Here is a 22,295-nt window from a genome sequence, read left to right as displayed (position 1 = left end):
GTGAGGAGAACCCATGGCCAACTACTACTCCAAGGGATTCGCCGCCTTCTTCGACACCAGTTACACCGGCTGGGTCAACCGCTTCTCGCCGAAGCTGGTGGCGCACCTGGCGGAGGTGTCCGGGGGTGACCGCACCGCCGCGGACATCTGCTGCGGCACCGGCGTGACCGCCGGGTACTTCCTCGACGGCGGCTGGACGCTGTACGGGGTGGACGGCTCCAAGGCGATGCTCGACCTCGCACGCACCCGGCACGCCGCGCGCATCGAGGACGGCGGACTGACCCTGATCGAGTCCGACGCCCGCGCCTTCGAGCTGCCCGCCAAGGTCTCCGCCTGCGTCAGCCTCGACGGCGCTCTCAACCATCTCCCCTCCACCGACGACCTGCGGCAGTGCTTCGCCTCGGTGGCGGCCGCACTGAAGCCGGGCGGCGAGTTCGTCTTCGACCTGTACGAGCAGTCGCACTTCCTGCACTGGAACCACGTCACGCTCACCGACACCCCCGAGTCGATCGTGGTCAAGCGCGGTGTCTGGGACACCGAGACCCGCCGCGGCATGCTGCGTGTCTCCGGGGCCCACGGCACCGGGCAGAGGGTCCAGCGGGTCGACCAGACCCTCACCAGTTGGTACTTCGACCCCACCGACGTCACCGGGGCGCTGCGGGCGGCGGGCCTGGAGCCGCTGCCGCACGGTTTCGGCGGCGCCGACCTCAAGTGCGACTCCGGCTCCTGCTCACGGACCGAGGTCCCCTGCCGCACGGTCTACCGCGCCCGCAAGTCCTGACCCACGGGTCCCGGGGCACCGGCCTCGAGCGGATCCGTGGGAGGAGACAGCCGCAGGTCACGCAGGGCGTCCGGGTACCCGGTGGTCCCCGTCCGGACGGATCGCGTGTCGCGCCGAGCGCCGGGGGGCTGCGCTTCGGCGCCGGTGCGAGTACCCGTACGCCCTGGCCGATGTCGACGCCTTGGGCGCCGGCCGGGCCTCCCTCAACGGCCTCGGCGTCCTCGTGCTCGTCACAGCTTCCCGGCCCCGGCCGGCGCCCGGGGGCGGTCGGGTCTACTTGGAGTCGATGTGGCCGATGGGCTCGGCCGACGTAGCGGCCAGGTCGGACCAGGCGGTCTCGTCGATGCCGAGTGCTGTTCGCAGGAACGCCGTGGTGGTGCGCCGTACCAAGTCGACCCGCTCGGGGCTTTCGTCTGTGGTGTCGGCCGAGTTGTAGTCCTGGATGCCGCCGAGCGCGTGCTCGCCGCCGTGGAGGGTGACGAGGTGTCGAGCACCGGGGCTCTGGTGGTAGACGTCGGTGAACCAGTCGGGACCGCGGGTGGAGAGCAGTGACTGGTCCTGGTCGCCGGCGACGACGATCGAGGGCGTCGCGAGGTGGGTGAAGTCCGGGCTCATGAAAGCGAAGTGTTCCTGCGCGAAGGGCGTGAGGTCGCCGCGTGAGACCCCGGCCGTGGACAGGAGGACCCCGGCCTTCACGCGGGCGTCGGTGCGGTCCTCGCCGGGCCGGCCGTCCGCGCCGATGACGCGCGCGCCGAGCAGCATCCCGACCGACTGCCCGCCCCAGGAGTGTCCGGCGGCCGCGAGGAGGCGGGTGTCGACACGACCGGTCAGCCCGGGGACCGCGGCGATGACGGTGTCCAGTTCGTCGATGACCTGCACGAGGTCGTCGACCCGGGTCTGCCAGATCGTCGGATAGCGCGGGTCGGCGGGCGTCAGCCCGAGGGTGGTGGAGTCAAGGAAGGTCGGCTGCACCACGACGAATCCGTTGGCGGTCCAGTAGTCCACCAACGGGTCGGCCGCGGTCATCGACTGACCGAAGCCATGGGCGAAGACGATGACGGGCAGATCGGTGCCCACGGCCGGTGCCGTGATGCGTACCTGCAGGTCGTCGCCACGAGCCGGGGCGGGGAGAATCACGGGCCGCACGCTCAGGACCTGAGCGGCGGGGCGGGGAGCTGCTTCACCTAGGGACACGGGGGTCCTTCCGAGGACGGGGTAAGGGCGACCCGAAACGGATCGCCGCTCCGCAACGATACGGAACACGGATCCGCTCTTCAAGTCGAACCGGATCGATGTTCCGGATGGGCGAGGGGGTGTGCGATGATGAGGCGGTGAGCTCCCACGAACACGTAACTCGCGCGACCGACGCGCCTCGCCGACGACGGGACGTGCAGCGCAATCAGCAGTCGCTGCTCGAGGCCGCCGCCGTGGTGTTCGCCTCATCGGGGGTCGGCGCGCCGGTCCGCGAGGTCGCCGCGGCCGCCGGAGTAGGCGTGGCGACGCTCTACCGGCACTTCCCGACCCGCTCGGATCTGGTGGTCGCGGTGTATCGCCATCAGATCGAGGAGTGCGCACAGGCCGGACCGCAGCTCCTGGCATCGGCGCCGAGCCCCTTCGAAGCGACCCTGCGCTGGGTGCACCTGTTCGTCGACTTCCTCGGAACGAAACATGGACTGGCGCGCGTCTGGGAGGGGGACGCAGACGAGTTCTCCGCCCTGCACGTCCTGTTCCTCGACCGCCTCGTGCCGGTCCTGGCCGACCTGCTCGACGCGGCCCGCGCGGCAGGTGAGGTGGTCGCACCCATCTCGGCCTACCGGCTCCTGCGAGCCGTCGGCGACCTCGTCGCCTGGAGCCCCCACGACCCGGACTACGACGTGCGAGAAGTGGTGACCCTGCTGATCAGCGGTCTGAGGCAGCCCCAGCCGAACCGGACGGAACCAGCAGGACCGCGCACAGAACCCCTGCCGGACCCGGCCAGCTGCCGGACGAGGCCGTCGCCCGGCTGAACGACTCGCCGATCACCGCAGAGGATCGCCGCCCGTCCGCGGCCGGACATCTCGGTGCACGCAGTGCACGTAACCGACGAGTGGGTCTGTCAGCTCTCGTGCGCGTGGGCGGCCCCGGACACGTATGCCTGGCGCGGGGTGATGTCCCCGCTCGCCCGTGAGCACACCGTCGTCGCCGCCGGCTCGCGCGGGTCAGGACGACAAGCCCGACGGCGGGTACGACGCCGGCACGCCGGCCGCCGGTCTGGTCGCGGGGACGGCCGCGCCCGGGCACGACCGGTTCGACGTGGTCGGCCACGACCTCGGTACGTGGACCGGATACGCCCCGGCCGCCGGCCACCCCGAGCGGGTGGGCCGGCCTGCCGTCGCCGAAGCGGTGATCCCCGGCCTCACGCCGTCCCCGCCGTTCTTCGGCCCGGCCGAACTCAACCTGGAACTCTGGCAGTCCGGCTTCGACCGGCTCACCGACCTCGACGAGGAACTGGTCTTCTTCGGCCGGCAGTTCGCCACCAAGGCCGCCACACGGACCGCCATCCCCGCGCACGCCGTGGACGTCCACGTCGACGCGATCACCGCGGACCCCCGCACGCTGCGGGCGAGTTCTCCGGTCGCCCACGGAAGGTCCGGTCACGCCCGCAATCCGTCCAGTGCCGTGTCGACCGCCCCCAGGGCCGCCGTCCTGTCGAGCTCTGCCCTCGAAACGAGCGAGAGGCCCTGCACGAGGTAGAGCAGGAGTTGCGCTTGGGCTTCGGGGGAGGAGGCGTCCGTGACCTCGCCGGCGGCCTGTGCGCGGCGGAGCGCATCGGCGACGATGCCGGTGAACCGCTGGTACGAGCGTGTCACGATCCGCGTGGCTTCACTGTCCTGGGGGACGAGTTCGGCGGTCGTGTTGCCGACCAGGCAGCCCTGCGGCACACCCAGGTCGGACACCAGTTCGTCCAGCCGTACGGGGTGGGTGAGGATCTCGCGCAGGGCGGGCAGCAGCGGGCTGGTGTCGAGCGCGGTGATCAGATGCCGCTCGTACACCTCCCAGTAGAGCCGGACGGCTTCGAGGTAGAAGCGGCGCTTGTCACCGAACGCGCCGTAGAGGCTGCCGCGCTCGACGCCCAGCGCGTCGACCAGGTCCTGGATCGACGTCGTCCCGTATCCACGGGACCAGAACAGTTCGAGTGCGCGCTCCAGCGTTCGGTCCTTGTCGAACTCGCGGGGGCGTCCGGTTCGTGCCACGGCCTGGATACTACGACTTCTTGACTAGTCGTTCAAGAAGTCGTAGCTTCCCTTGCGTCACTTCTTGAACGGACGCACAGAAGTCGGTCGCTCGTCGGCCGGCACGAAGGGCGAAGCCATGGAATTCGCAGGGAAGACGGCACTCGTCACCGGATCCGGCGCGATCGGCGGACTCGGGCACGCGACGGCCAGGGTGCTGGCCGCGGGCGGAGCCGACCTGATCCTGACGGGGACCGACCCGCGGCGCGGTGCCCAGGTCGTGGAAGACCTCCGCGCGACCGGTGTCGAGTCCGCCGGAGCGGTGCGTTTCGTCGCCGCCGATCTGTCCGACCCGGCGGAGGTACGGCAGTTGGCCGAAGACGCGGGGGCCGTCGACATCCTGATCAACAACGCGAGCGTCATGACGTTCTCCCCGACCACCGGGCAGGACCTCGCGGGCTACGACGCGGCCTTCGCGGTCAACGTGCGTGCCCCGTTCCTGCTCACCGCCCTGCTCGCGGAGAAGATGGCCGCGGGCGGCGGCGGCAGCATCGTCAACGTCAGCTCCACCGCGGCCGGCCTCGGCACGCCGGGCATGGCCGTCTACGGGGCCACCAAGGCGGCGCTCGAATCGCTGACCCGCACCTGGGCGGCGGAGTTCGCCGCGTCGAACGTGCGGGTCAACGCCGTCGCCCCGGGCCCGGTACGCACCTCCAAGGTGGTCGCGGCGATGGGCCCGGACATGGGCGGCATGGGCCTGACCACCGCGCTGAGGCGCACCTCGGACCCGGCCGAGGTGGCCCACGTGATCGCCTTTCTCGCCGGCGACCGGGCCAGTTACATGACCGGGGCGATCGTGGCCGCCGACGGTGGCCGCACCGCCATCTGACGAGAGGGACAGGACAGTGAACCGTCTTGCGGGAAAGCACGCACTGATCACCGGGGGGACGAGCGGCATCGGCCTGGAGACAGCCCGCGAGTTCCTCGCCGAGGGAGCGACCGTCGCCATCACCGGCCGCTCGCGGGAGAAGCTCGACGCGGCCGCCCGGCAATTGGACGGCCCGTTGCTGACCATCGCCAGTGACGCCGGCGACGTACCCGGCCAGGCGGCGCTCGCGGCGCGCCTGCGGGAGGAATGGCCCAAGCTCGACATCCTGATGTGCAACGCCGCCGACGTCACCCACCTCCCGATCGAGGCATGGACCGAGGACGCGTTCGACGCGCTCGTCGCGACCAATCTCAAGTCGCCGTTCTTCCTGATCAGGGACCTGCTGCCGCTCTTCTCCCCGCAGTCTTCGGTCATCCTCGTCGGCTCGGTCTCCGCCTACATCGGACACGAGAACGCGACGGTCTACGGCGCGGCCAAGGCGGGCCTGCTCTCCTACACGCGTGGGCTGACCCATGAGCTGAAGGACCGGGGTATCCGTGTCAACGGACTGAGCCCGGGCCCGACGATCACCAACGTGTTCGCGTCCCTCGGACCCGAGCGCCAGGCCGCCCTCTACGAGGAGCTCCGGCAGACCGTGCCTCTCCACCGCCTGGGGACCGCCACCGAACTGGCGAAGGCGGCGGTCTATCTCGCCTCGGACGAATCCGCGTACACCGCGGGGACCGTGCTGCGCGTCGACGGAGGCATCGGGCAGCTCGCGTACTAGGGTCTTTCGCCCGCGTCGACCTATGGGACGGCCTCGTCAAGGTCGCGTGCCGCGTGTGCCCGCTGCTGCTCCTCGTCGCGATGGTCTTGACCGCCCGGCTGCTCACCGACCAGGCCGTGACCGTCGCGCACGTGCGGAACACCCGGCTCCCGGCACGCTCACCCTCCGCCCTGTGGCGCCGCTCCCGTCCGCACCTGGGGGGCCGCCTTTCGTGTCCAGCCGGTCACCCTGGTGTGCGCCCTCGTTCCGCTGAGGCGTCAGAGGGCGGCGGACGTGGCCAGGGCGGTCAGGGCGCCGACCGGGTCCAGGTCGGGGGTGCCGCGCGGCCACCAGTCCTCGCGGCCGGGCTCGGACTCGTACGCGTACCACAGGCCGTCCCGGCCCAGCCGGAGCTGGAGGTGGCCCCCGGGGTGGGTGAGCCGGTTGCGGTGCGGGCGGAAGGCGGGCAGGTCGGCGGCGAGGAGCAGCGGGCGGGCCCGGTCGAAGCGGCCGGCCGGCGGGTCCCACGGTTCTTCGAGGACGGCGAGTCCCGCAAGCCCGCCCTGCCGCCAGGCGGCCACGGCACGCGCCAGTTCGTTCGGCGTGCGTCCGGTGGCCGCGGCGAGCGAGGCGTACAGGGCACGGGTCGCCGCGGTCAGGCCGGAACCGGGGCGGGCGGCGGCGAGGCGTACCGCGTCCTGCCACAGCGTCAGCCCGCCCACGGGGTCGCGGCCGGTGGTGAGCAGGGCGTGCGCGCGGGCGGCCGCGTCGGTGGCCAGCTGGTCCAACGCGAACGGGTCCGGCCCGCCCGGCGCCGCCGGATACGCCGGCGGCTGCCCGGGGTGCGGCGGGGGCGGCGAGGGGGCGGGCAGCGGGGGGAGCGTGCGGGGCGCGAGAGCCTCGGTGGCCCGTACGCCCGGCAGGTCCTCCGGGCTCCGGTCCCGCGCCGCGCGGGCCGCACGGGCCGCGCTCAGCCGGGACAGGGCGTCCAGCAGTTCCCGTTCGCCCCGGCCCCGGAGCAGCAGCAGGACGAACGGGTCGGCGTCCAGCAGCCGCGCCGTCTGATAGCAGAGGGCCGCCGCGTGCTTGCAGGGGTGGCCTCGGTCGGGGCAACTGCAGAGCGGTTCCAGGTCGCCGGGGCCGGGCAGCAGCGGGACCCCGCAGTCCGCGAGGGTCTGCGGCATCTCCTTGTCGAGGAGGGCGGCGATGTGTCCGGGGCGGTCGGCCGCCGCGTCCAGGAACCGGGTCCAGTCCGCGTCGGCCAGCGTCCGCACCCGCACCTGGACCCGGTACGGGCGCGGGCGGCTGCCCTGTACGTACGCCAGGACCAGGCCCGGCGTCACGGTGATGGCGTCCACGCGGCCCCGCTGGGCGTAACCGCGCCCGCGGGCCAGCCGCGCCGCGTCCAGCGCGCCCTCCTCCAGCGCGGTGAGCCACGCCTCGCCCCACCAGGTCTCGGCGAAGCCCGCTCCCCCGCCGGTGGGCCGGGCGGGAAGCGCCGGGAAGGTACGGCGCAGCTCGCCGTCCCGGCGCGGTGAGGCCATGGTTCGAGGGACCGGCGGCGTCTGGGGTGCCTGGGCGGGGTGCGCGGCGGGGGTGTCCGGGTCGGGGGTGTCCAAGTCGGGGGCGGGGCGCGCGCCGAGGGCGGGGACGGGGGCGGTGCGGGACGCGGTCGGGTGAGTGCTCGGGCGGTGGGCGGCAGCGGTGCAGTCGCCAAGGCCGGAGGCTCCCCCGGCCGGCTCTGCCGTTGCGGCCGGGCCGTGCACGGCACCGGAGTCGTCGCCCGGGACGGACGCTGCCCGCGCCGAGCCTGTCGCCGTGGCCCGGCGGGTTACGGCACCGGAGCCGTCGCCGGGGACGGGCACCTCCCCGGCCGAGCCTGCCGCTGTGCCCCGGTGCCGCATGGCATCCGAGTCGTCGCCCAGGTCGGCGGCTCCCCCGGCCGAGTCCGCCGCCGCAGCCCGGCCGGGTGCAGCGGCCGTGTCCGTGGCGCGGTCCGTGTCCGTGGTGCGTCCGACGGACGGGGTGGTGTCGGCCGTACCGGCCGATGACCGCCGTGGGCCGGAGGACGCGCTTCCTTCCTGGTCCCGGCGCTCGCTCCTCCCCCGCTCGGCCGTTCCGCCCGACGTGGACGGCACGCGGAGGGCGCCCGCGAGCAGTTCGCCCACGGTGCCCGGGCGGCGGGCGCCGGCAGCGGTGGTGTCCGGGGCGTCGCCTCGGGGGCGGCCGACGCGGGGCGTGGAGCGGCGCGGACGGCCGGCGTCGCCGGTGGCCGCTAGGGGAGCCTGCGCCGTCGGGCCACGGGTCGGGGCCGGTTCCTCGGTCCGTTCCTCGGCCGGGCGCTCGGTCTGGGCCTCGTTCTGGGCCTCGTTCCGGGCGCGGGCCGCGCGCAGGGCCTCGCGGGCCACGTCGGCCGGGCGGGCGGTCCGGCCACGGGACCGGGCGGCTGCCGCCGGTTCAGCGGGGGCGGGTGCGGCCTGCTCGTCCGGTACCGCCGGGTCGCCGCTGCCTACGGCCTCGTCCCGGCGGGCCGAGACCGCCCGGCGCAGGGCGGCGCGAGCGGCGTCGCCGGGCCGGGCCTCGCGCGCGGCGGCGGTCCCCGCCGCCGATCCGCGCTCCCAGGCCGCACCGGCCGGCGCCTGCTGCTCCCGGGCGGCCCGCAGGGCCTCACGCGCCACATCACCGGGCCGCGCCGCCGGGACGCGACCAGGTGTCCGCTCCGTCTCCGACGAGGCGGAACCGGTCGCGTCGTGGGCCCCGGTCGGCGCAGAGCCCGCCGTCTCATCGGACTCCGCCCGGGCAGGCCCGAGCGACCCGTCCGCGTCCGCCGAGGCGCGGGCGGGCGCCCTGTCCGTCGGGACCCGATCCTCCGCAGCCTCCGCGGCCCCGGTGTCCTCCACGGTTTCCGTGTCCTCCACGGTCTCTGCGTTCTCCGTGACCTCCCCCGGCTCCCCTCGGCCCTCGCCGTCCGGCCCCGACGGTCCGGCAGCCGTGTCGGCGGATCCCGCCACGGGTGGCTCGGCGGGCGCCGACCGCTCGCCCGGTCCCGGCCGCTCGAAGGGCGCCCGCGTCCCCATCAGGCTCCCCTCCGCAACGAGACCAGGTCGGACAGTTCGTGGTCGGTCAGCTCGGTGAGAGCCGACTCGCCGGTGCCGAGGATCGCGTCGGCCAGCGCCCGCTTCGCGGCGAGCATCTCGGCGATGCGGTCCTCCACGGTTCCCTCGGTGATGAGGCGGTGCACCTGTACGGGCTGGGTCTGGCCGATGCGGTAGGCGCGGTCGGTGGCCTGTTCCTCCACCGCCGGGTTCCACCAGCGGTCGAAGTGGACGACGTGGCCCGCGCGGGTGAGGTTCAGGCCGGTGCCCGCCGCCTTCAGGGACAGCACGAGCACGGGCGTCTCGCCGGCCTGGAAGCGGTCCACCATGCGTTCGCGCTCCGGGACGGGCGTCCCGCCGTGCAGCAGGTCGACGGGGACCGCGCGGTCGGCGAGGTGTGCGGTGATGAGGCGGGCCATGCCGACGTACTGGGTGAAGACCAGGGCGGAGCCGTCCTCGGCGAGGACGGTGTCCAGCAGTTCGTCCAGCAGGGCGAGTTTGCCCGAGCGGCGTGCCAGGTCGCCGCCCGGCACGCCACCGCCCTGCGGACGCGGCCCGTCCTTGAGGTACAGGGCCGGGTGGTCGCAGATCTGCTTGAGCGAGGTCAGCAGTTTGAGGACCAGACCGCGCCGGGCCATCCCCTGGGCCGTCTCGATGACGTGCATCGACTCGCGCACCACCGCCTCGTAGAGCGCGGCCTGTTCGCGGGTGAGCGGGACCGGGTGGTCGGTCTCGGTCTTCGGCGGCAGCTCGGGAACGATGCCCGGGTCGGACTTGCGGCGGCGCAGCAGGAACGGGCGCACCAGCCGGGCCAGCCGCTCCACCGCCTCGGTGTCCTCGCCGTTCTCCACGGCGCGCGCGTGCCGGGCGCGGAAGGACTTCAGGGGGCCGAGGAGTCCGGGGGTGGTCCAGTCGAGGAGGGCCCACAGTTCGGAGAGGTTGTTCTCCACGGGGGTGCCGGTGAGGGCCACGCGCGCGGGGGACGGGATCGTGCGCAGGGCCCTGGCGGTCGCCGAGTACGGGTTCTTGACGTGCTGCGCCTCGTCCGCGACGACCATCCCCCAGCGTTGTTCGGCCAGGGTGGCCGCGGCCGAGCGCATGGTGCCGTACGTGGTGAGCACGAAGCCCCCGGCCAGGCCGTCGAGCGTGCGGTCGGGGCCGTGGTAGCGGCGGACGGGGACGCCGGGCGCGAACCGGGTGATCTCCCGCTGCCAGTTGCCGAGCAGGGAGGCGGGGCAGACGACGAGAGTGGGGTCGTCGTGCGCCCGCTTCAGGTGCAGGGCGATGAGCGTGACGGTCTTGCCGAGGCCCATGTCGTCGGCGAGGCAGCCGCCGAGGCCGAGGGAGGTCATGAGGTCGAGCCAGGCCAGGCCGCGCAGCTGGTAGTCGCGCAGGGTGGCGGCGAGGCCCGGCGGGGGTTCGGCGGGCCGCACTCCGGCCGTGACGCGGTCCCGCAGCGCGGCCAGCGCGCCGGTCGGCACCGCTTCGACGGTCTCGCCGTCCACCTCGGCCGTGCCGGTGAGGGCCACGGAGAGCGCGTCGACCGGGTCGAGCAGCCCGAGGTCCCGCTTGCGGGCCTTGCGGACCAGGGCGGGATCGACGAGCACCCAGCTGTCCCGCAGGCGGACGACCGGGCGGTGGGCCTCGGCGAGGGCGTCCATCTCGGCGTCGGTGAGCGGATCCCCGCCGAGCGCGAGCTGCCAGCGGAACCGGAGCAGGTCCTCGCTCTCGAAGAAGCCGGTGCCGTCGGTGGCGGAGCCGGGCGCGGGCCGGACCACCGCGGTGGCGGTGAGGTCCTGCGCCAGGTCGCGCGGCCAGTGCACGGCGACGCCGGCCGCCGCGAGCCGGGTCGCGGCCACGCCGAGCAGTTCGCTCACCTCGTCCTCGGACAGGGCGAGGACGTCCGGCGTCTCCTGTTCGGCGAGCCGGTCCAGCGGCGGCCAGACGCGGGCGGCGCGCCGTACGGCCAGGGCGGCGTCCACGCGCGCGCGGGGGCCGAACGCGGCGTCCGCCTCGCCCGCCCACAGGGCCGCCGCGTCGGCGACGAGGGTGGGGTCGGCGAGGCTGTGCACCTGGACGACGGCCGCGGCCGCCCTGCGGTGCGTGCCGTCCCCCGGGGCCCGACCGTCCTCGCCGTCGAACAGGTCGTACGCGGACAGGTCCAGGCGCAGCGAGATCCGTACGCCCGCGTCCATCCCGGCGGCGACCTCGGCCGCCCAGTCGCGGGCGCCCGGGAGGTGCTGCGGGCGGCGGTCCGCGAAGGGCTTCCCGGCGGTGTGCGACGCGGCCGGGGTGCGGGGCAGGGTGTCGGCGACGGCGTCGAGGAAGGCCCGCAGCAGCGCTTCGGGCTCGGGCAGTCTGAGGGGGCCGGGGCCGGGCAGCGGGACCGCGTGGCCCTCGTGGGGCAGCGCGGCGGCGATGGCGCGCAGGTGGGCGATGTCGTCCGGGTCGAGGGGCCCGGCGCGCCAGGCGTCGTGCCCGGTGGCGGTCAGGCCGGGCAGGAGGCGGCCGCGGGCGGTGAGCCGCAACGCGTGCAGGGCGGCGGCGCCCCAGCAGGCGGTGGCGGGGTGGGCCGCCGGATCGCGCCGGGCGCGCACGAGGTGGGGCAGGGCGTCGCCGACCGACAGGGTGAGGGCCGGGGCGGTCCTGCGGCGCACCCCCGTCCCGCGCGGGCGGACGACGGTGAGCCGGGTGCGCACGGGCCGGCCGGTGTCCGGCAGCGATCCGACCTCCGCGGGCACACCGCTGGCGGCGGGGTCCTCCGGCGCGGGCCAGCCGTCCGTCACAAGGTCACCCGTGACGGACCGGCCGTCCGCCACGGACCGGTCGGCGTGCGGGGAGCCGACCGCTGCGGGGCCGCCCGCCACGGGTCGGCCGTCGTCGGCGAGGTCCGACCCCCCGGGCGGTTCGCCGTCCGGACCGTCCCACGGCAGGGCGCCGTCCTCGTCGATCCCGGTGCCCGCCGGGTGGGGCAGCGTCTCGCCGTCCGGGTCCCAGAAGGCGATGCGGCTGTCGCGCGGCAGCGGGGCGGGCAGGAAGACGGCGGCGAGCCGCACGGACACCGCGTCCGGCCCGCCGGCAGCCCCCGCACCGGCCGCTGCGGCGCCGGCGGCACGCACCGCACCGCCCGCCCCCGCGTACGCCCCCGCACCGGTCGTGGTCGCTCCCGAAGCCGTCCCGCTCATACGTCCCGTCACTCCTGTCACCTCCTGCCGTCTTCCGCTCGCTCGCTGGTCGGGTCAGTCGTCTTCGACTCTACGGGCGGGGTCTGACAACCGGCTCCGGCGGCGGTCCACGGGCGGCCGTACGGCTCGCGCGGGCGGGCCGCCGGCTACGGCACGGTGCGGGAGACGACGTAGACCATCGGCAGGACCGGGTTGGCGAAGTTGACCATCACGTCCTGGCTGGGGGCGGGGTTCTTCTGGCTGTGGCTGAGGCCCCACCACGAACCGGGGCCCTGGAAGTTCCAGCCGGTGACCTGGCGGTCGCGGGCGCTGAAGGTGACGACGCCCTTGTTGAGGTCGCTCCGCTCGACGCCCATGGCGTCCAGGAAGGTGTCGAGGCCGGCCTGGGTGGTGCGGAACTGGACGTAGAGGCGGCTGGTGCGCCAGTTGTTCGTCTCGTAGGAGGCGAGCCGGTCGGCCGGGTGCGGCACCGGCACCTGGTAGAGGCGGCGCTGCACCTTGGCCGGGTAGGTCGGGGTGAGTCCGGTCGCCGCGTACTTGGCGGCCTTGTCCCGGCCGCTGCTGCGGCTCTGGTGGGCGCACCACAGCAGATAGCCGGCCGGTACGCCGATGAGCAGCACGATGGTGATCAGCGTGATGGCCCGGCGCCGGTTGCGCTGCCGGCGGGTCTCGACCCGCCGGGGCGCCGGCCGGTGCGGGGGCGCCGTCTGCCGCGGCAGCGACATCGTCATCGCGCCTCCCCGGCGGCGCGCCGGGCGTCCGCGTACCGCTCGTAGCGCTCGTGGCGCTCCACCCGGCGGCGCTTGGCGCGCCGGAAGCGGCGGGCGACCAGCCGGGCCAGGTCGGCGGCGCCGACCATGCCGGCCTCGGGGCCGAGCTGGGCGCGGACGATACGGGCCTCGGGGCGGTAGCCGCGGCCGGTGAGGTGGCGTTTGAAGGCGTCCCGCGCGGGGCCGATCAGGAGGTCGTCGGCGGCGGAGACGCCGCCGCCGATGACGAAGCAGGACGGGTCGAGGGCGGCGGCGAGGTTGGCGATGCCGACGCCGAGCCACTGGCCGATGTCCTGGAGCAGTTCGACGCACATGGCGTCGCCCTCGCGGGCCAGCTCCGTGATCATCGGGCCGGTGATGTCGCCGATGCTGCCCTTGACGTGCTCGATGATGCCGTAGGCGACCGGGGAGTCGGCCGCGGCCAGCTCGCGGGCCTCGCGGACCAGGGCGTTGCCGGAGCTGTACTGCTCCCAGCAGCCGCGGTTGCCGCACGGGCAGCGGTGGCCGCCGGGCACCACCTGCATATGGCCGAACTCACCGGCGACGCCGTACTTGCCGCGCTTGACCTGGCCGTCCTCCAGGATCGCGCCGCCGATGCCCGTCCCCAGCGTGATCATGACCAGGTGGTCCTCGCCGCGCCCGGCGCCGAAGCGCCACTCGGCCCAGGCGGCGGTGTTGGCGTCGTTGTCCACGAGGACCGGCACGGACAGGCGGCCGGCGAGGCGGTCGCGCAGCGGCTCGTTGCGCCAGGACAGGTGGGGGGCGAACAGGACGCGGTTGCGGTCGGCGTCGACCCAGCCGGCCGCGCCGATGCCGACCGCGTGCACGTCGTGCCGGTCGGAGAGGTCCAGGACCAGTTCGACGATGGTGTCCTCGACGACCTTGGGGCTCTTGGACTTGTCCGGGGTCTCCGTGCGCAGCCGCTCCAGGATGTTGCCGTCGGCGTCCACGACGCCCGCCATCACCTTGGTGCCGCCGATGTCGATGCCGACCGTGGGCACGCGGGGCGCCGTGAGGTGCGAACGGCGCTCCCGGGTGCCCACGGTGCGCAGGACCGTGGCTCTGCGGGAGCCGATGGGGGCGGTGAGGTCGCGGTAGGTGCTCATCGTTGGTCGATTCTGCCTCACCGGCGGTAGGGGTGTTGCAGGGGACGGGAAAGGGGACGCGATCGTTGCCGGGTGCGGCGGGGAATACGGCACGCCGCGTGCCGAACGCCACACTCCGGGCGCCGGGCGGGCACACGCCGGGTGCCCGGCACCGCACGCGCGCGTGCCGGAAGCCGCACTGCCCCCGTACGCCGGGCACCGCGTGGGCGCGTGCCGCACGCCGGTACACCACACACGCGCGTGCCGTGCGACGCCCGCCCGGGCGCGGGGCTGCCGAGTGGGCCGGCGCGTGGGCCGCCGTCCGGCGGCCCGGGCCGCTCAGCCGCGCTTCAGTTCGTGGACCAGCGCGTCCAGGTCCGCGCCGCCCGCCATCTGCTTGGTCAGCTCGTCCAGGGTGATGCCGTCACGGGTGTGGTTGCCCACCATCGCGCCGCGCCGCAGCAGGACGAAGCGGTCGCCCACCAGGTACGCGTGGTGCGGGTTGTGGGTGATGAGGACGACACCGAGGCCCTGGTCGCGGGCCGCGGCCACGTACTTCAGGACCACGCCGGACTGTTTGACGCCGAGCGCGGCGGTGGGCTCGTCCAGGACGAGGACCTTGGCGCCGAAGTGGACGGCACGGGCGATGGCCACGCACTGGCGTTCGCCGCCGGACAGGGTGCCGATCGGCTGGTCGACGTCCCTGAGCTCGATGCCCATGCGCAGCAGCGCCTCGTGCGTGGTGCGGCGCATGAGGTCGACGTCCATGCGCTTGAAGGGGCCGGCGCCCTTGGTGGGCTCGGAGCCGAGGAAGAAGTTGCGCCACACCGGCATCAGGCCCACGACGGCCAGGTCCTGGTAGACGGTGGCGATGCCCCGGTCCAGCGCCTCGCGCGGGGAGGAGAGCCGGGTCTCCTCGCCCTCGACGCGCAGGGTGCCCCCGTCGTGCCGGTGCAGGCCCGCGATGATCTTGATCAGGGTGGACTTGCCGGCGCCGTTGTCGCCCAGGACACAGGTGATCTCCCCGGCGTGCACCTCCAGGGAGACGCCCTCCAGGGCGCGGACGGTGCCGTAGCTCTTGCTGACGTCGGACAGCTCCACGAGCGCCGTACGTGCTTCGGTCTGCGTCACTTGGCGGCCTCCGCCCGCTTGCGGACCCAGGCGTTGAGCAGGGTCGCGAGGAGCAGCATCGCTCCGAGGAAGAACTTGAACCAGTCGGGGTTCCACTCGGCGAAGACGATGCCCTTGCTGACCATGCCGAACAGGAGCGCGCCGACGGCCGAGCCGACGGCGCTGCCGTAGCCGCCGGTGATCAGGCAGCCGCCGATGACGGCCGCGATGATGTAGATCAGCTCGTTGCCGACGCCCTCGCCGGACTGCACGGCGTCGAAGGAGAACAGCAGGTGCTGGCCGGAGATCCAGGCGCCGAAGGCCACGCCCATGTAGAGGCCGATCTTGGTCCGGACGACCGGGACGCCCACCGCGCGGGCCGCCTCCTGGTTGCCGCCGACGGCGAAGATCCAGTTGCCGGTGCGGGTGCGCAGCAGCACCCAGGAGGCGAGGGCGACCAGGCCCAGCCACCACAGGATGGTGACCTTGAAGTCGACGCCGCCGATGGCGAAGGTGGAGGCGAAGACGGCGTGGGCGGCCGGGAAGCCCTCCATGTCGCCGATCGTCTTGGTGGAGACGGTGCCGTCGATCAGCTTGGTGAAGCCGAGGTTCATGCCGGTCAGCATCAGGAAGGTGCCCAGCGTGACGATGAAGCTGGGGAGCCTGGTGCGGGTGAGCACGAAGCCGTTGAAGGCGCCGATGGCCAGCGTGACCAGCAGGGAGACGCCGACGCCGACCCAGACGTCGGCCGTCATCTGGTAGCTGAACATGGAGGAGATCAGCGCGGAGGACGTCACCATGACGCCCGCGGACAGGTCGAACTCGCCGCCGATCATCAGCAGCGCGACCGGCACGGCCATGATGCCGATGGTCGAGGACGCGTACAGGACGGTGCTCAGGCTGGAGGCGCGCAGGAAACCGTCGGCGGCGAAGGCGAAGAAGACCAGGACGGCGACGGCGCCGACGACCGAGCCGAGTTCGGGTCTGGACAGCAGTTTGTGCAGCGGCGAGCCGTGCGGGGCGCGCTCGTCGGCGCGGGTCTCGGCGCCGCTGGTGGTGGTGGTCATCGGGTGCCCCGCTCCGCGTACTCCTGGAGGGCGGCCGCCTGGTCCTTGGTGACGATCTGCGGGCCGGTGAGCACCGGCCGGCCGCCGCCGAGGACGTCGCCGTTGTACTTGTAGAGCCACAGCAGGTCGACGGCCTCGTAGCCCTGGAGGTAGGGCTGCTGGTCGACGGCGAAGCCGAGGGTGCCGTCCTTCAGTTCGCCGGCGACCTTGGCGTTGAGGTCGAAGGTGTCGACCTCGGCCTTGCTGCCCGCGTCCGTCTTCGCCTTCACGGCGGTGTCGGCGTAGGGGGCGCCGAGCGTGACGACCGCGTCGACGGACTTGTCGGCCTGGAGCTTGGCCTCGACGGCGGACTGCACGTCGGGCATGTTGGTGCCGTTGACGTACAGGTTCTCCACCTTCCCGTCGAAGGTCTTGGCGACGCCGGCGCAGCGCTGCTCGTGGCCGACGTTGCCCTGCTCGTGCAGGACGCACAGGGCCTTCTTCCTGCCCCGCTTGGTCAGCTCGTCGCCGACGGCCTCGCCGGCGACGGTCTCGTCCTGGCCGACGTGGGTGAGGGCGCCGAAGGCCTTGGACTCGGCGGAGCCGGAGTTCACCGTGATCACCGGGATGCCGGCCTTCTCGGCGCGGGCGACGGCGGCCTTCATCGCGTCGGGCTTGGCGAGGGTGACGATGATGGCGTCGACCTTCTTGTCCACCGCCGCGTCCACGAGCTGCGCCTGCTGCTGGGCCTCGTCGTCGTGCGAGTACAGGAAGTTGATGTTGTCCTTGATCGCGGCCTGCTTGGCGCCGCTCTGCACGATGTCCCAGAAGGTGTCGCCGTCACCGGAGTGGGTGATCATCGCGAAGGTCCAGCGGGGGGTGTTCACCGCCGACCTGCCCTGGGCGGCCGCGGCCTTGCGGGCGTCCTCCGCCCGTTTGCCGCCGGTGCTGCTGCACCCCGCCAGGGACACCGACAGTGCCCCTGCGAGCGCGATGACTGCCCAGGTTGGAAACCGTGCCACGAGGCCGTGCCCTTCTCGTCTTCGAACGTACGTGCGGGGCCGATGGAAATCCATCAGGCCCCAACCTCCCATTATCGAACACGAACACGGAAGAGGGCGCGGGCGGGGAGCTGCGGCGACTTGCCTGTCCGGACATCGTGACGTCGGCGGACACGGGGGCGCGACGGGCGGCGGGCGGCCCGGCGAACGCAACGGCCTTGAACACGCCGGGAGTTGTGGACCGGTTCAGCCTCCGCGGAGGACCGGGCGGGCCTCGGTCAGGAGCGCGCGAGGAGCTGGAAATCGAAGGAATAACGTGACGGCCGGTAGGTGTGGACACCGGACTCGACCGCGCGGCCGGTGTCGTCGTAGGTGACGCGTTCCATGGTGAGCAGCGGGGCGCCCTCCGGCTCGTCGAGCCGCTCGGCCTCGGCGGGGGTGGCGGCGCGGGCGCCGATCGACTGGCGGGCGCTGTGCAGGGTGATCCCGGCCGAGCGCAGCAGCCGGTACAGCCCGGTGGCCTCCAGCCCGCCCGTGTCCAGGTCGAGCAGACCCGTCGGCAGATGGTTGACCAGGTACGCCATCGGTTCGCCGTGCGCGAGCCGGAGCCGTTCGACGCGGTGCACGTCGTCGCCCTCGGCCACCCCGAGCACGGCGGCCAGCTCCGTGTCGGCCGGCACGAGGGTGTTCACCAGGACCAGGCTGGTGGGCCGCTGCCCGGCGGCCTCCAGGTCGTCGTAGAGGCTGCTCAGTTCCAGGGGGCGCCTGACCTGGCTGTGCACCACCTGGGTGCCGACCCCGCGGCGGCGCACCAACAGCCCCTTGTCCACCAGCGACTGGATGGCCTGGCGGACGGTGGGCCGGGACAGGCCGAGCCGGGCGGCCAGCTCGATCTCGTTGCCGAGCAGGCTGCCGGGGCTCAGGGCGCCCCGCTCGATCGCCGCTTCCAGTTGCTGTGCCAGCTGGAAGTACAGCGGCACCGGGGAGCCCCGGTCGACCCGGAGCCCGAGGGAGGCGGTCGGGTCCGCTTGTGGTTTCGGCACGGCCCCGAGGGTAGTCCGGTGGCAGGTTGACGGAAAGTCGTGTAGTCCGATTGTCCTGACATAAGGATTGACAGCGTCCGGTCTCCGACCCCACCTTGTTGCCATGCGCATCGGGGTCATCGGCACGGGCCGTATCGGCACTTTCCATGCGAGGACGCTCAGCCGTCATCGCGAGGTCGGCTCCCTGATCCTCACGGACGCCGACCCGGCGCGGGCGCAGGAACTGGCGCTGCGGCTCGGCGAGACGGCTGCGCCGGGAGTGGACGAGATCTTCGCCTGGGGCGTGGACGCGGTGGTGATCACCACGGCGACCTCGGCGCACGCCGAACTGATCGGCCGGGCGGCGCGCTCGGGACTGCCGGTGTTCTGCGAGAAGCCGATCGCACTGGACCTGCCCGGCACGCTCCAGGCGCTCGCCGAGGTGGACCGAGCGGGCACGGTCCTCCAGATGGGCTTCCAGCGCCGCTTCGACAGGGGGTACGCGGGTGCGCGGGAGGCCGTGCTCACGGGGCGGCTGGGCCGGCTGCACACCGTCCGCGCGCTCACCTCCGACCGGGAGCCGCCGCCGGCCGGCTGGCTGCCGCTGTCCGGCGGGCTGTTCCGGGACACCCTGATCCACGACTTCGACATGGTGCGCTGGGTGACCGGGCGCGAGGTGGTCGACGTGTACGCCGCCGGGTCGGACGCCGGTCCGGCGATGTTCCGCGACGCCGGTGACCTGGACACGGCCGCCGCGATGCTCACCCTCGCGGACGGCGCCCTGGTCACGGCCACGGCGACCCGGCTGAACGGCGCGGGCTACGACGTGCGCATGGAGCTGGCCGGGGAGCTTGACCAGATCGTCGTCGGCCTGGACGACCGCACGCCGATCGCGTCCACCGAACCGACCGGGCCGCCGGCCGCCGACAAGCCGTGGACCGGGTTCCTGGAGCGGTTCGGCCCGGCGTACGAGGCGGAGCTGTGCGCGTTCGTGGACGTGGTGCGCGGCGAGCGGGCCAACCCGTGCGACGGCCGCGAGGCGCTGCGGGCCCTGCGGATCGCGGAGGCCTGCGAGCTGTCCCGACGCGAGCACCGGCCGGTGTCCCTGGCGGAGATCCCGGACGCCCCGGTCCGGCCGGAGACGGAGCCGGGCCGGGCGGACTCCGCTCCGGGGTAGGACGCGTCCCCGTCGAGAGCGCGCGGTACGCGTCCCCGCCGGAGAGGGTCGGTACGCGTCCCCGTCGCAGGGGCGCCGGTCCCCGGCCGCGCCGGCCGCCGCGTGCCGCATCGGGCGGCGGGTGCCGGCGGGCGAGAGCACGGGGTCGCCGGCCGCGACCCGGCGTACCGCCTCCACGATCTGCGTGGGGGGGTGGCATCGAGCAGGAAACCGCAAGCCCCGGCGGGGAGCGCCCGCAGCACCTGATCGTCGGCGTGGAAGGTGGTGAGGACCGCGATCTGCGGCCGGCTCGGGGCGGGCGCGCAGCCGCTGGGCCGCCGTCACCCCGACCACGCCGGGCATGCGGACGTCCGTCAGGACGACGTCGGGCCGTACGCGGCCGCCCCGGTCCCCGGCGTCGGCGCAGTCGGCCGCCTGGCCGACGGTCTCGATGTCGTCCGCGCCGCCCGCATGCGGGACAGCCCGGCGCGTACCAGGGGGTCGTCGTTTACGAGGAGAAGTCGGAAGGGCGTCATAAGCCTCAGCCGACCAAAGGGCGACGGCCCGGTGCCACACGGGCTCGCCGCCGTGGTGGCGGGCCCGTCCGCGTGGAAGACTGACCGCGATGCGTGCCGCGTACATCGAGCGACTGGGCCCGCCCGGCGTCATCCGCTGGGGCGAGCTGCCCGAGCCCGTGCCCGGTCCCGGCGAGGTGCTGGTGGACGTGCTCGCGACCACGGTGGATCCGGTGGACACGTTCGTCCGGTCCGGGGTGTTCCGTACGCCGCTGACCTTCCCGTTCGTCATCGGGCGCGATCTCGTGGGGGTGGTGGCCTCCCCCGCGTGCGGCTTCGCGGCGGGCGAGGCGGTGTGGTGCGACAGCCTCGGCCACGGCGGGCGGCAGGGGCCGACCGCCGAGCGGGCCGCGGTGCCGGCCGACCGTCTGTACCGGCTGCCGTCCGGGGTGCGCCCGGAGGACGCCGTGGCCGTGCTGCATCCCGCGGCCACCGCCCATCTGGCCCTCTTCGCGCACGGCGGGCTGCGGCCGGGCGAGACGGTGTTCGTCGCCGGTGCGGGTGGGAACGTGGGCGGCGCGCTGGTGGAGTTCGCGGTGCGGGCCGGGGCGCGGGTGCTGGCCACGGCCGCGCCGCGCGACCACGCGTACGTACGGTCCCTGGGCGCGGCGGAGGTCGTGGACTACCGTGCGCCGGACCTTCCCGAACGGCTGTCGGCACTCGCGCCCGGCGGGGTGGACGTGCACGTGGACACCTCCGGCCGCAACGATCTGCGCACCGCGGTCGCCCTGTTGGCCCGGCGCGGCCGGATCGTCCTGATGTCCGGCGCCCGCGACGAGCCGGTCCTGCCGGTGGGCCCGCTGTACATGAAGGACGGCTCGGTACGCGGCTTCGTCATCTCCCACGCGACGGTCGCCGAACTGGCCGGGGCGGCGCAGGCGATCAACGTGCGCCTGGCGGCGGGCGGACTGCGGCCACGCGCGGTGGAACCGCACCCGATGAGCGAGGTGGCACGACTGCACGCCCGCATGGAACGGGGCGAGCTGCACGGCCGCCGCGCGGTGCTTCGGCCCTGAGCCGCTGGGGGGGTGGGACGTGCGCGGGTCACCCTGCGCGGCGGCACGGCCGGGCGCCGCCGCGCGGCGACACGGGCACGGGCCGCTGCGCACTGCTACGACGCTGGGCCGCCGCGCAGTGCTACGGCGCCGCCGCCGCGCGGTGGCGCGGCCGGTGCCCGCCGGTGGCCGACCCGGCCCGTCCGGGCCCGGGCCCGGACGCGGTCATCCCCACGGCAGTCGGGCCCGGACCCCGAAGCCCCCGTCCGGTGTCGGGCCGGGTGCGGCGCGCCGCCGGTGAGGGCGGCCCGTTCGGCGAGGGCGACCAGGCCTGTCCTGGCGGGGCGGGTTGTGTTCCGCCACGGCCACGAGGTCCGGGCGGGCGCCGGTCTGCTCGTGCCGGCCCCGGTGCCGTTCGTCGTCGCCGACGATGTGAAGCCGGAGTGGGACGGCCCGCGACCTCGGTGTCCGTTCGCCGCCAGCATCCGCGCGGCCCGGCCGCTGAGATGGTGGGCATGACATCGGAGACGAACACGAACACCGACACGAACGAGAAGAGCGCCGCATCCGCGGAGGGCGCCGGAGCCCGGGTGGCCCTGGTGACCGGCGGCAGTCGCGGGATCGGCGCCGCGACGGCGGTGCGGCTGGCCCGCGCGGGGCACGACGTGGCGATCACCTACGTCAACGGCAAGGAGGCGGCCGACGAGGTCGTGGGGGCCGTACGACGGCTCGGGCGATGGGCGGTGGCCCTGCGCGCGGACGCGGCGGACCCGCGGGAGGCCGAGGGGGCCGTGGACCGCGCGGTGGCCGAGCTGGGGCGGCTCGACGTGCTGGTGAACAACGCCGGGGTGGGCGTGCTGGGCCCCGTGGAGACACTGTCGCCCGAGGACGCCGACCGGGTCCTGGCGGTGAACGTCCGGGCCGTCTTCCTGGCCTGCCGGGCGGCCGCGCGGCGGATGGGCGACGGCGGCCGGATCATCACCGTGGGCAGCTGCATGGCGCAGCGGGTGCCGGGACCGGGCGGCACCCTGTACACGATGAGCAAGTCCGCCCTGATCGGCCTGACCAAGGCGCTCGCCCGCGAGGTGGGCCCGCGCGGGATCACCGCGAACATCGTCCACCCGGGCCCGATCGACACGGACATGAACCCGGCGGACGGGCCGTTCGCGGCCGGTCAGGCGGCGCTGACGGCCCTCGGCCGGTTCGGCACCGCCGACGAGGTGGCGGCGGCGGTCGCCTACCTCGCGAGCGCGGACGCCGCGTACGTCACCGGCGCCGAGTTCGCGGTGGACGGCGGCCACGCGGCGTGAGCGCGCCGCCCACGCGGCACTCCGGCCGGGTCCCGCCGTCCCGTCGGGCCGGCCGGACCTGGCCGAAGAGGGCGAGGGCTTCGGCGGGGTCCGGGCTCACCAGGCGTCCCAGACCGGCCGTCGTGATCTTCGCCCCCTTGCCGGCCCGCTCCCACATCCGTTCCTCGAAGGCACGGACGGCGTCGTCCGGATCTCCCGTGCCGGTGGCGAGGGACTCGGCGAGTTCGGCGCCGTCCAGTGGGAGGCGCTGCGCGGCCTCGCCCAACGGCACCCGGCAGGCCGCTCTGCGCCATGAGCGGCTGGCCGACCTGCTCGGCT

At 74.3% G+C, this 22,295-nt stretch carries 18 protein-coding genes and 2 pseudogenes; 8 read left to right on the top strand and 12 right to left on the bottom strand.

All coding sequences use genetic code 11. From position 1 onward, the window contains the following. Positions 1–13 precede the first annotated feature (13 nt). Complete coding sequence (locus tag AB0N63_RS01480; RefSeq protein WP_365522495.1) at positions 14–781, top strand: class I SAM-dependent methyltransferase; 768 nt, start codon at positions 14–16, stop codon at positions 779–781. A 273-nt stretch (positions 782–1,054) separates the two neighbouring features. On the opposite strand, the gene AB0N63_RS01475 is transcribed toward AB0N63_RS01480, so the two are convergent. Further along, the gene (locus AB0N63_RS01475; protein WP_365522493.1) at positions 1,055–1,918 is read right to left on the bottom strand and encodes a chlorophyllase; all 864 of its coding nucleotides are present in this window, start codon (positions 1,916–1,918) and stop codon (positions 1,055–1,057) included. 251 nt (positions 1,919–2,169) lie between these two features. On the opposite strand from AB0N63_RS01475, the gene AB0N63_RS01470 reads away from it, so the two are divergent. Together AB0N63_RS01470 and AB0N63_RS01465 are read left to right on the top strand one after the other, a co-directional pair. Beyond that, positions 2,170–2,787: a TetR/AcrR family transcriptional regulator gene (locus tag AB0N63_RS01470; RefSeq protein ID WP_365522490.1), complete on the top strand. Its 618-nt coding sequence runs from the start codon at positions 2,170–2,172 to the stop codon at positions 2,785–2,787. 157 nt (positions 2,788–2,944) lie between these two features. Then, the gene (locus AB0N63_RS01465; RefSeq protein ID WP_365522488.1) at positions 2,945–3,514 is read left to right on the top strand and encodes a hypothetical protein; all 570 of its coding nucleotides are present in this window, start codon (positions 2,945–2,947) and stop codon (positions 3,512–3,514) included. On the opposite strand, the gene AB0N63_RS01460 is transcribed toward AB0N63_RS01465, so the two are convergent. Beyond that, positions 3,415–4,014 carry a TetR/AcrR family transcriptional regulator gene (locus AB0N63_RS01460; protein ID WP_365522485.1) on the bottom strand — a complete coding sequence of 200 codons (600 nt, stop codon included), beginning with the start codon at positions 4,012–4,014 and terminating at the stop codon, positions 3,415–3,417. The two genes, AB0N63_RS01465 and AB0N63_RS01460, sit on opposite strands and share 100 nt — an antisense overlap. Positions 4,015–4,132: 118 nt before the next feature. On the opposite strand from AB0N63_RS01460, the gene AB0N63_RS01455 reads away from it, so the two are divergent. Beyond that, positions 4,133–4,882: an SDR family oxidoreductase gene (locus tag AB0N63_RS01455; protein ID WP_365522482.1), complete on the top strand. Its 750-nt coding sequence runs from the start codon at positions 4,133–4,135 to the stop codon at positions 4,880–4,882. 16 nt (positions 4,883–4,898) lie between these two features. Then, positions 4,899–5,648, top strand: a complete 750-nt coding sequence (locus AB0N63_RS01450; protein WP_365522479.1) for an SDR family oxidoreductase — start codon at positions 4,899–4,901, stop codon at positions 5,646–5,648. Positions 5,649–5,905: 257 nt separating this feature from the next. On the opposite strand, the gene AB0N63_RS01445 is transcribed toward AB0N63_RS01450, so the two are convergent. From AB0N63_RS01445 to AB0N63_RS01410, 8 genes are all read right to left on the bottom strand, one after another. Next, positions 5,906–8,035 carry an SWIM zinc finger family protein gene (locus AB0N63_RS01445; protein ID WP_365522907.1) on the bottom strand — a complete coding sequence of 710 codons (2,130 nt, stop codon included), beginning with the start codon at positions 8,033–8,035 and terminating at the stop codon, positions 5,906–5,908. 668 nt (positions 8,036–8,703) lie between these two features. Then, positions 8,704–11,907: an SNF2-related protein gene (locus AB0N63_RS01440; protein ID WP_365522476.1), complete on the bottom strand. Its 3,204-nt coding sequence runs from the start codon at positions 11,905–11,907 to the stop codon at positions 8,704–8,706. Between the two features lie 146 nt (positions 11,908–12,053). Next, positions 12,054–12,638, bottom strand: a complete 585-nt coding sequence (locus AB0N63_RS01435) for a sugar kinase (RefSeq protein WP_365522474.1) — start codon at positions 12,636–12,638, stop codon at positions 12,054–12,056. Then, entirely contained in the window at positions 12,635–13,783 is a 1,149-nt protein-coding gene (locus tag AB0N63_RS01430; protein ID WP_365522471.1) for an ROK family glucokinase, read from the bottom strand. Before AB0N63_RS01430 ends, AB0N63_RS01435 begins: the two co-directional genes overlap by 4 nt. A 318-nt stretch (positions 13,784–14,101) precedes the next feature. Next, positions 14,102–14,893, bottom strand: a complete 792-nt coding sequence (locus AB0N63_RS01425) for an ATP-binding cassette domain-containing protein (protein WP_365522469.1) — start codon at positions 14,891–14,893, stop codon at positions 14,102–14,104. Beyond that, entirely contained in the window at positions 14,890–15,939 is a 1,050-nt protein-coding gene (locus AB0N63_RS01420; protein ID WP_365522466.1) for an ABC transporter permease, read from the bottom strand. Before AB0N63_RS01420 ends, AB0N63_RS01425 begins: the two co-directional genes overlap by 4 nt. Then, a complete protein-coding gene (locus AB0N63_RS01415) occupies positions 15,936–16,940 on the bottom strand; it encodes a sugar ABC transporter substrate-binding protein (RefSeq protein WP_365522463.1) in 1,005 nt (334 codons plus the stop codon). The genes AB0N63_RS01420 and AB0N63_RS01415 overlap by 4 nt, the downstream gene beginning before the upstream one ends. Positions 16,941–17,197: 257 nt before the next feature. Continuing rightward, positions 17,198–17,962 carry a GntR family transcriptional regulator gene (locus tag AB0N63_RS01410; protein WP_365522461.1) on the bottom strand — a complete coding sequence of 255 codons (765 nt, stop codon included), beginning with the start codon at positions 17,960–17,962 and terminating at the stop codon, positions 17,198–17,200. Positions 17,963–18,065: 103 nt separating this feature from the next. Here AB0N63_RS01410 and AB0N63_RS01405 point away from each other — a divergent pair, with 103 nt between their 5' ends. Continuing rightward, positions 18,066–19,118 carry a Gfo/Idh/MocA family oxidoreductase gene (locus AB0N63_RS01405; RefSeq protein ID WP_365522459.1) on the top strand — a complete coding sequence of 351 codons (1,053 nt, stop codon included), beginning with the start codon at positions 18,066–18,068 and terminating at the stop codon, positions 19,116–19,118. A 72-nt stretch (positions 19,119–19,190) separates the two neighbouring features. Here the strand turns inward: AB0N63_RS01405 and AB0N63_RS01400 are convergent. Continuing rightward, a pseudogene (locus AB0N63_RS01400) lies at positions 19,191–19,633 on the bottom strand (response regulator transcription factor); the annotation flags it as partial. A gap of 89 nt (positions 19,634–19,722) precedes the next feature. Between AB0N63_RS01400 and AB0N63_RS01395 the strand changes: the two are divergent. Next, complete coding sequence (locus AB0N63_RS01395) at positions 19,723–20,688, top strand: NADPH:quinone reductase (RefSeq protein WP_365522457.1); 966 nt, start codon at positions 19,723–19,725, stop codon at positions 20,686–20,688. 494 nt (positions 20,689–21,182) lie between these two features. Next, positions 21,183–21,977, top strand: a complete 795-nt coding sequence (locus tag AB0N63_RS01390; RefSeq protein WP_365522454.1) for an SDR family oxidoreductase — start codon at positions 21,183–21,185, stop codon at positions 21,975–21,977. A gap of 46 nt (positions 21,978–22,023) precedes the next feature. Here the strand turns inward: AB0N63_RS01390 and AB0N63_RS01385 are convergent. Continuing rightward, a pseudogene (locus tag AB0N63_RS01385) lies at positions 22,024–22,215 on the bottom strand (FAD-dependent monooxygenase); the annotation flags it as partial. Between the last annotated feature and the right edge of the window lie 80 nt (positions 22,216–22,295).

Source organism: Streptomyces sp. NPDC093260 (genome assembly GCF_040683715.1).
Classification (GTDB): domain Bacteria; phylum Actinomycetota; class Actinomycetes; order Streptomycetales; family Streptomycetaceae; genus Streptomyces; species Streptomyces sennicomposti.
The sequence above is the reverse complement of the archived record's forward strand: the minus strand, read 5'-3'. Positions and strand labels throughout refer to the sequence as shown.

Excerpts from the sequence above, each read along its gene's own strand:
- AB0N63_RS01480 (WP_365522495.1), top strand. The coding sequence starts at position 14 with ATGGCCAACTACTACTCCAAGGGATTCGCCGCCTTCTTCGACACCAGT.
- AB0N63_RS01455 (WP_365522482.1), top strand. The coding sequence starts at position 4,133 with ATGGAATTCGCAGGGAAGACGGCACTCGTCACCGGATCCGGCGCGATC.
- AB0N63_RS01440 (WP_365522476.1), bottom strand. The coding sequence starts at position 11,907 with ATGAGCGGGACGGCTTCGGGAGCGACCACGACCGGTGCGGGGGCGTAC.
- AB0N63_RS01435 (WP_365522474.1), bottom strand. The coding sequence starts at position 12,638 with ATGACGATGTCGCTGCCGCGGCAGACGGCGCCCCCGCACCGGCCGGCG.
- AB0N63_RS01430 (WP_365522471.1), bottom strand. The coding sequence starts at position 13,783 with ATGAGCACCTACCGCGACCTCACCGCCCCCATCGGCTCCCGCAGAGCC.
- AB0N63_RS01420 (WP_365522466.1), bottom strand. The coding sequence starts at position 15,939 with ATGACCACCACCACCAGCGGCGCCGAGACCCGCGCCGACGAGCGCGCC.
- AB0N63_RS01405 (WP_365522459.1), top strand. The coding sequence starts at position 18,066 with ATGCGCATCGGGGTCATCGGCACGGGCCGTATCGGCACTTTCCATGCG.
- AB0N63_RS01395 (WP_365522457.1), top strand. The coding sequence starts at position 19,723 with ATGCGTGCCGCGTACATCGAGCGACTGGGCCCGCCCGGCGTCATCCGC.
- AB0N63_RS01390 (WP_365522454.1), top strand. The coding sequence starts at position 21,183 with ATGACATCGGAGACGAACACGAACACCGACACGAACGAGAAGAGCGCC.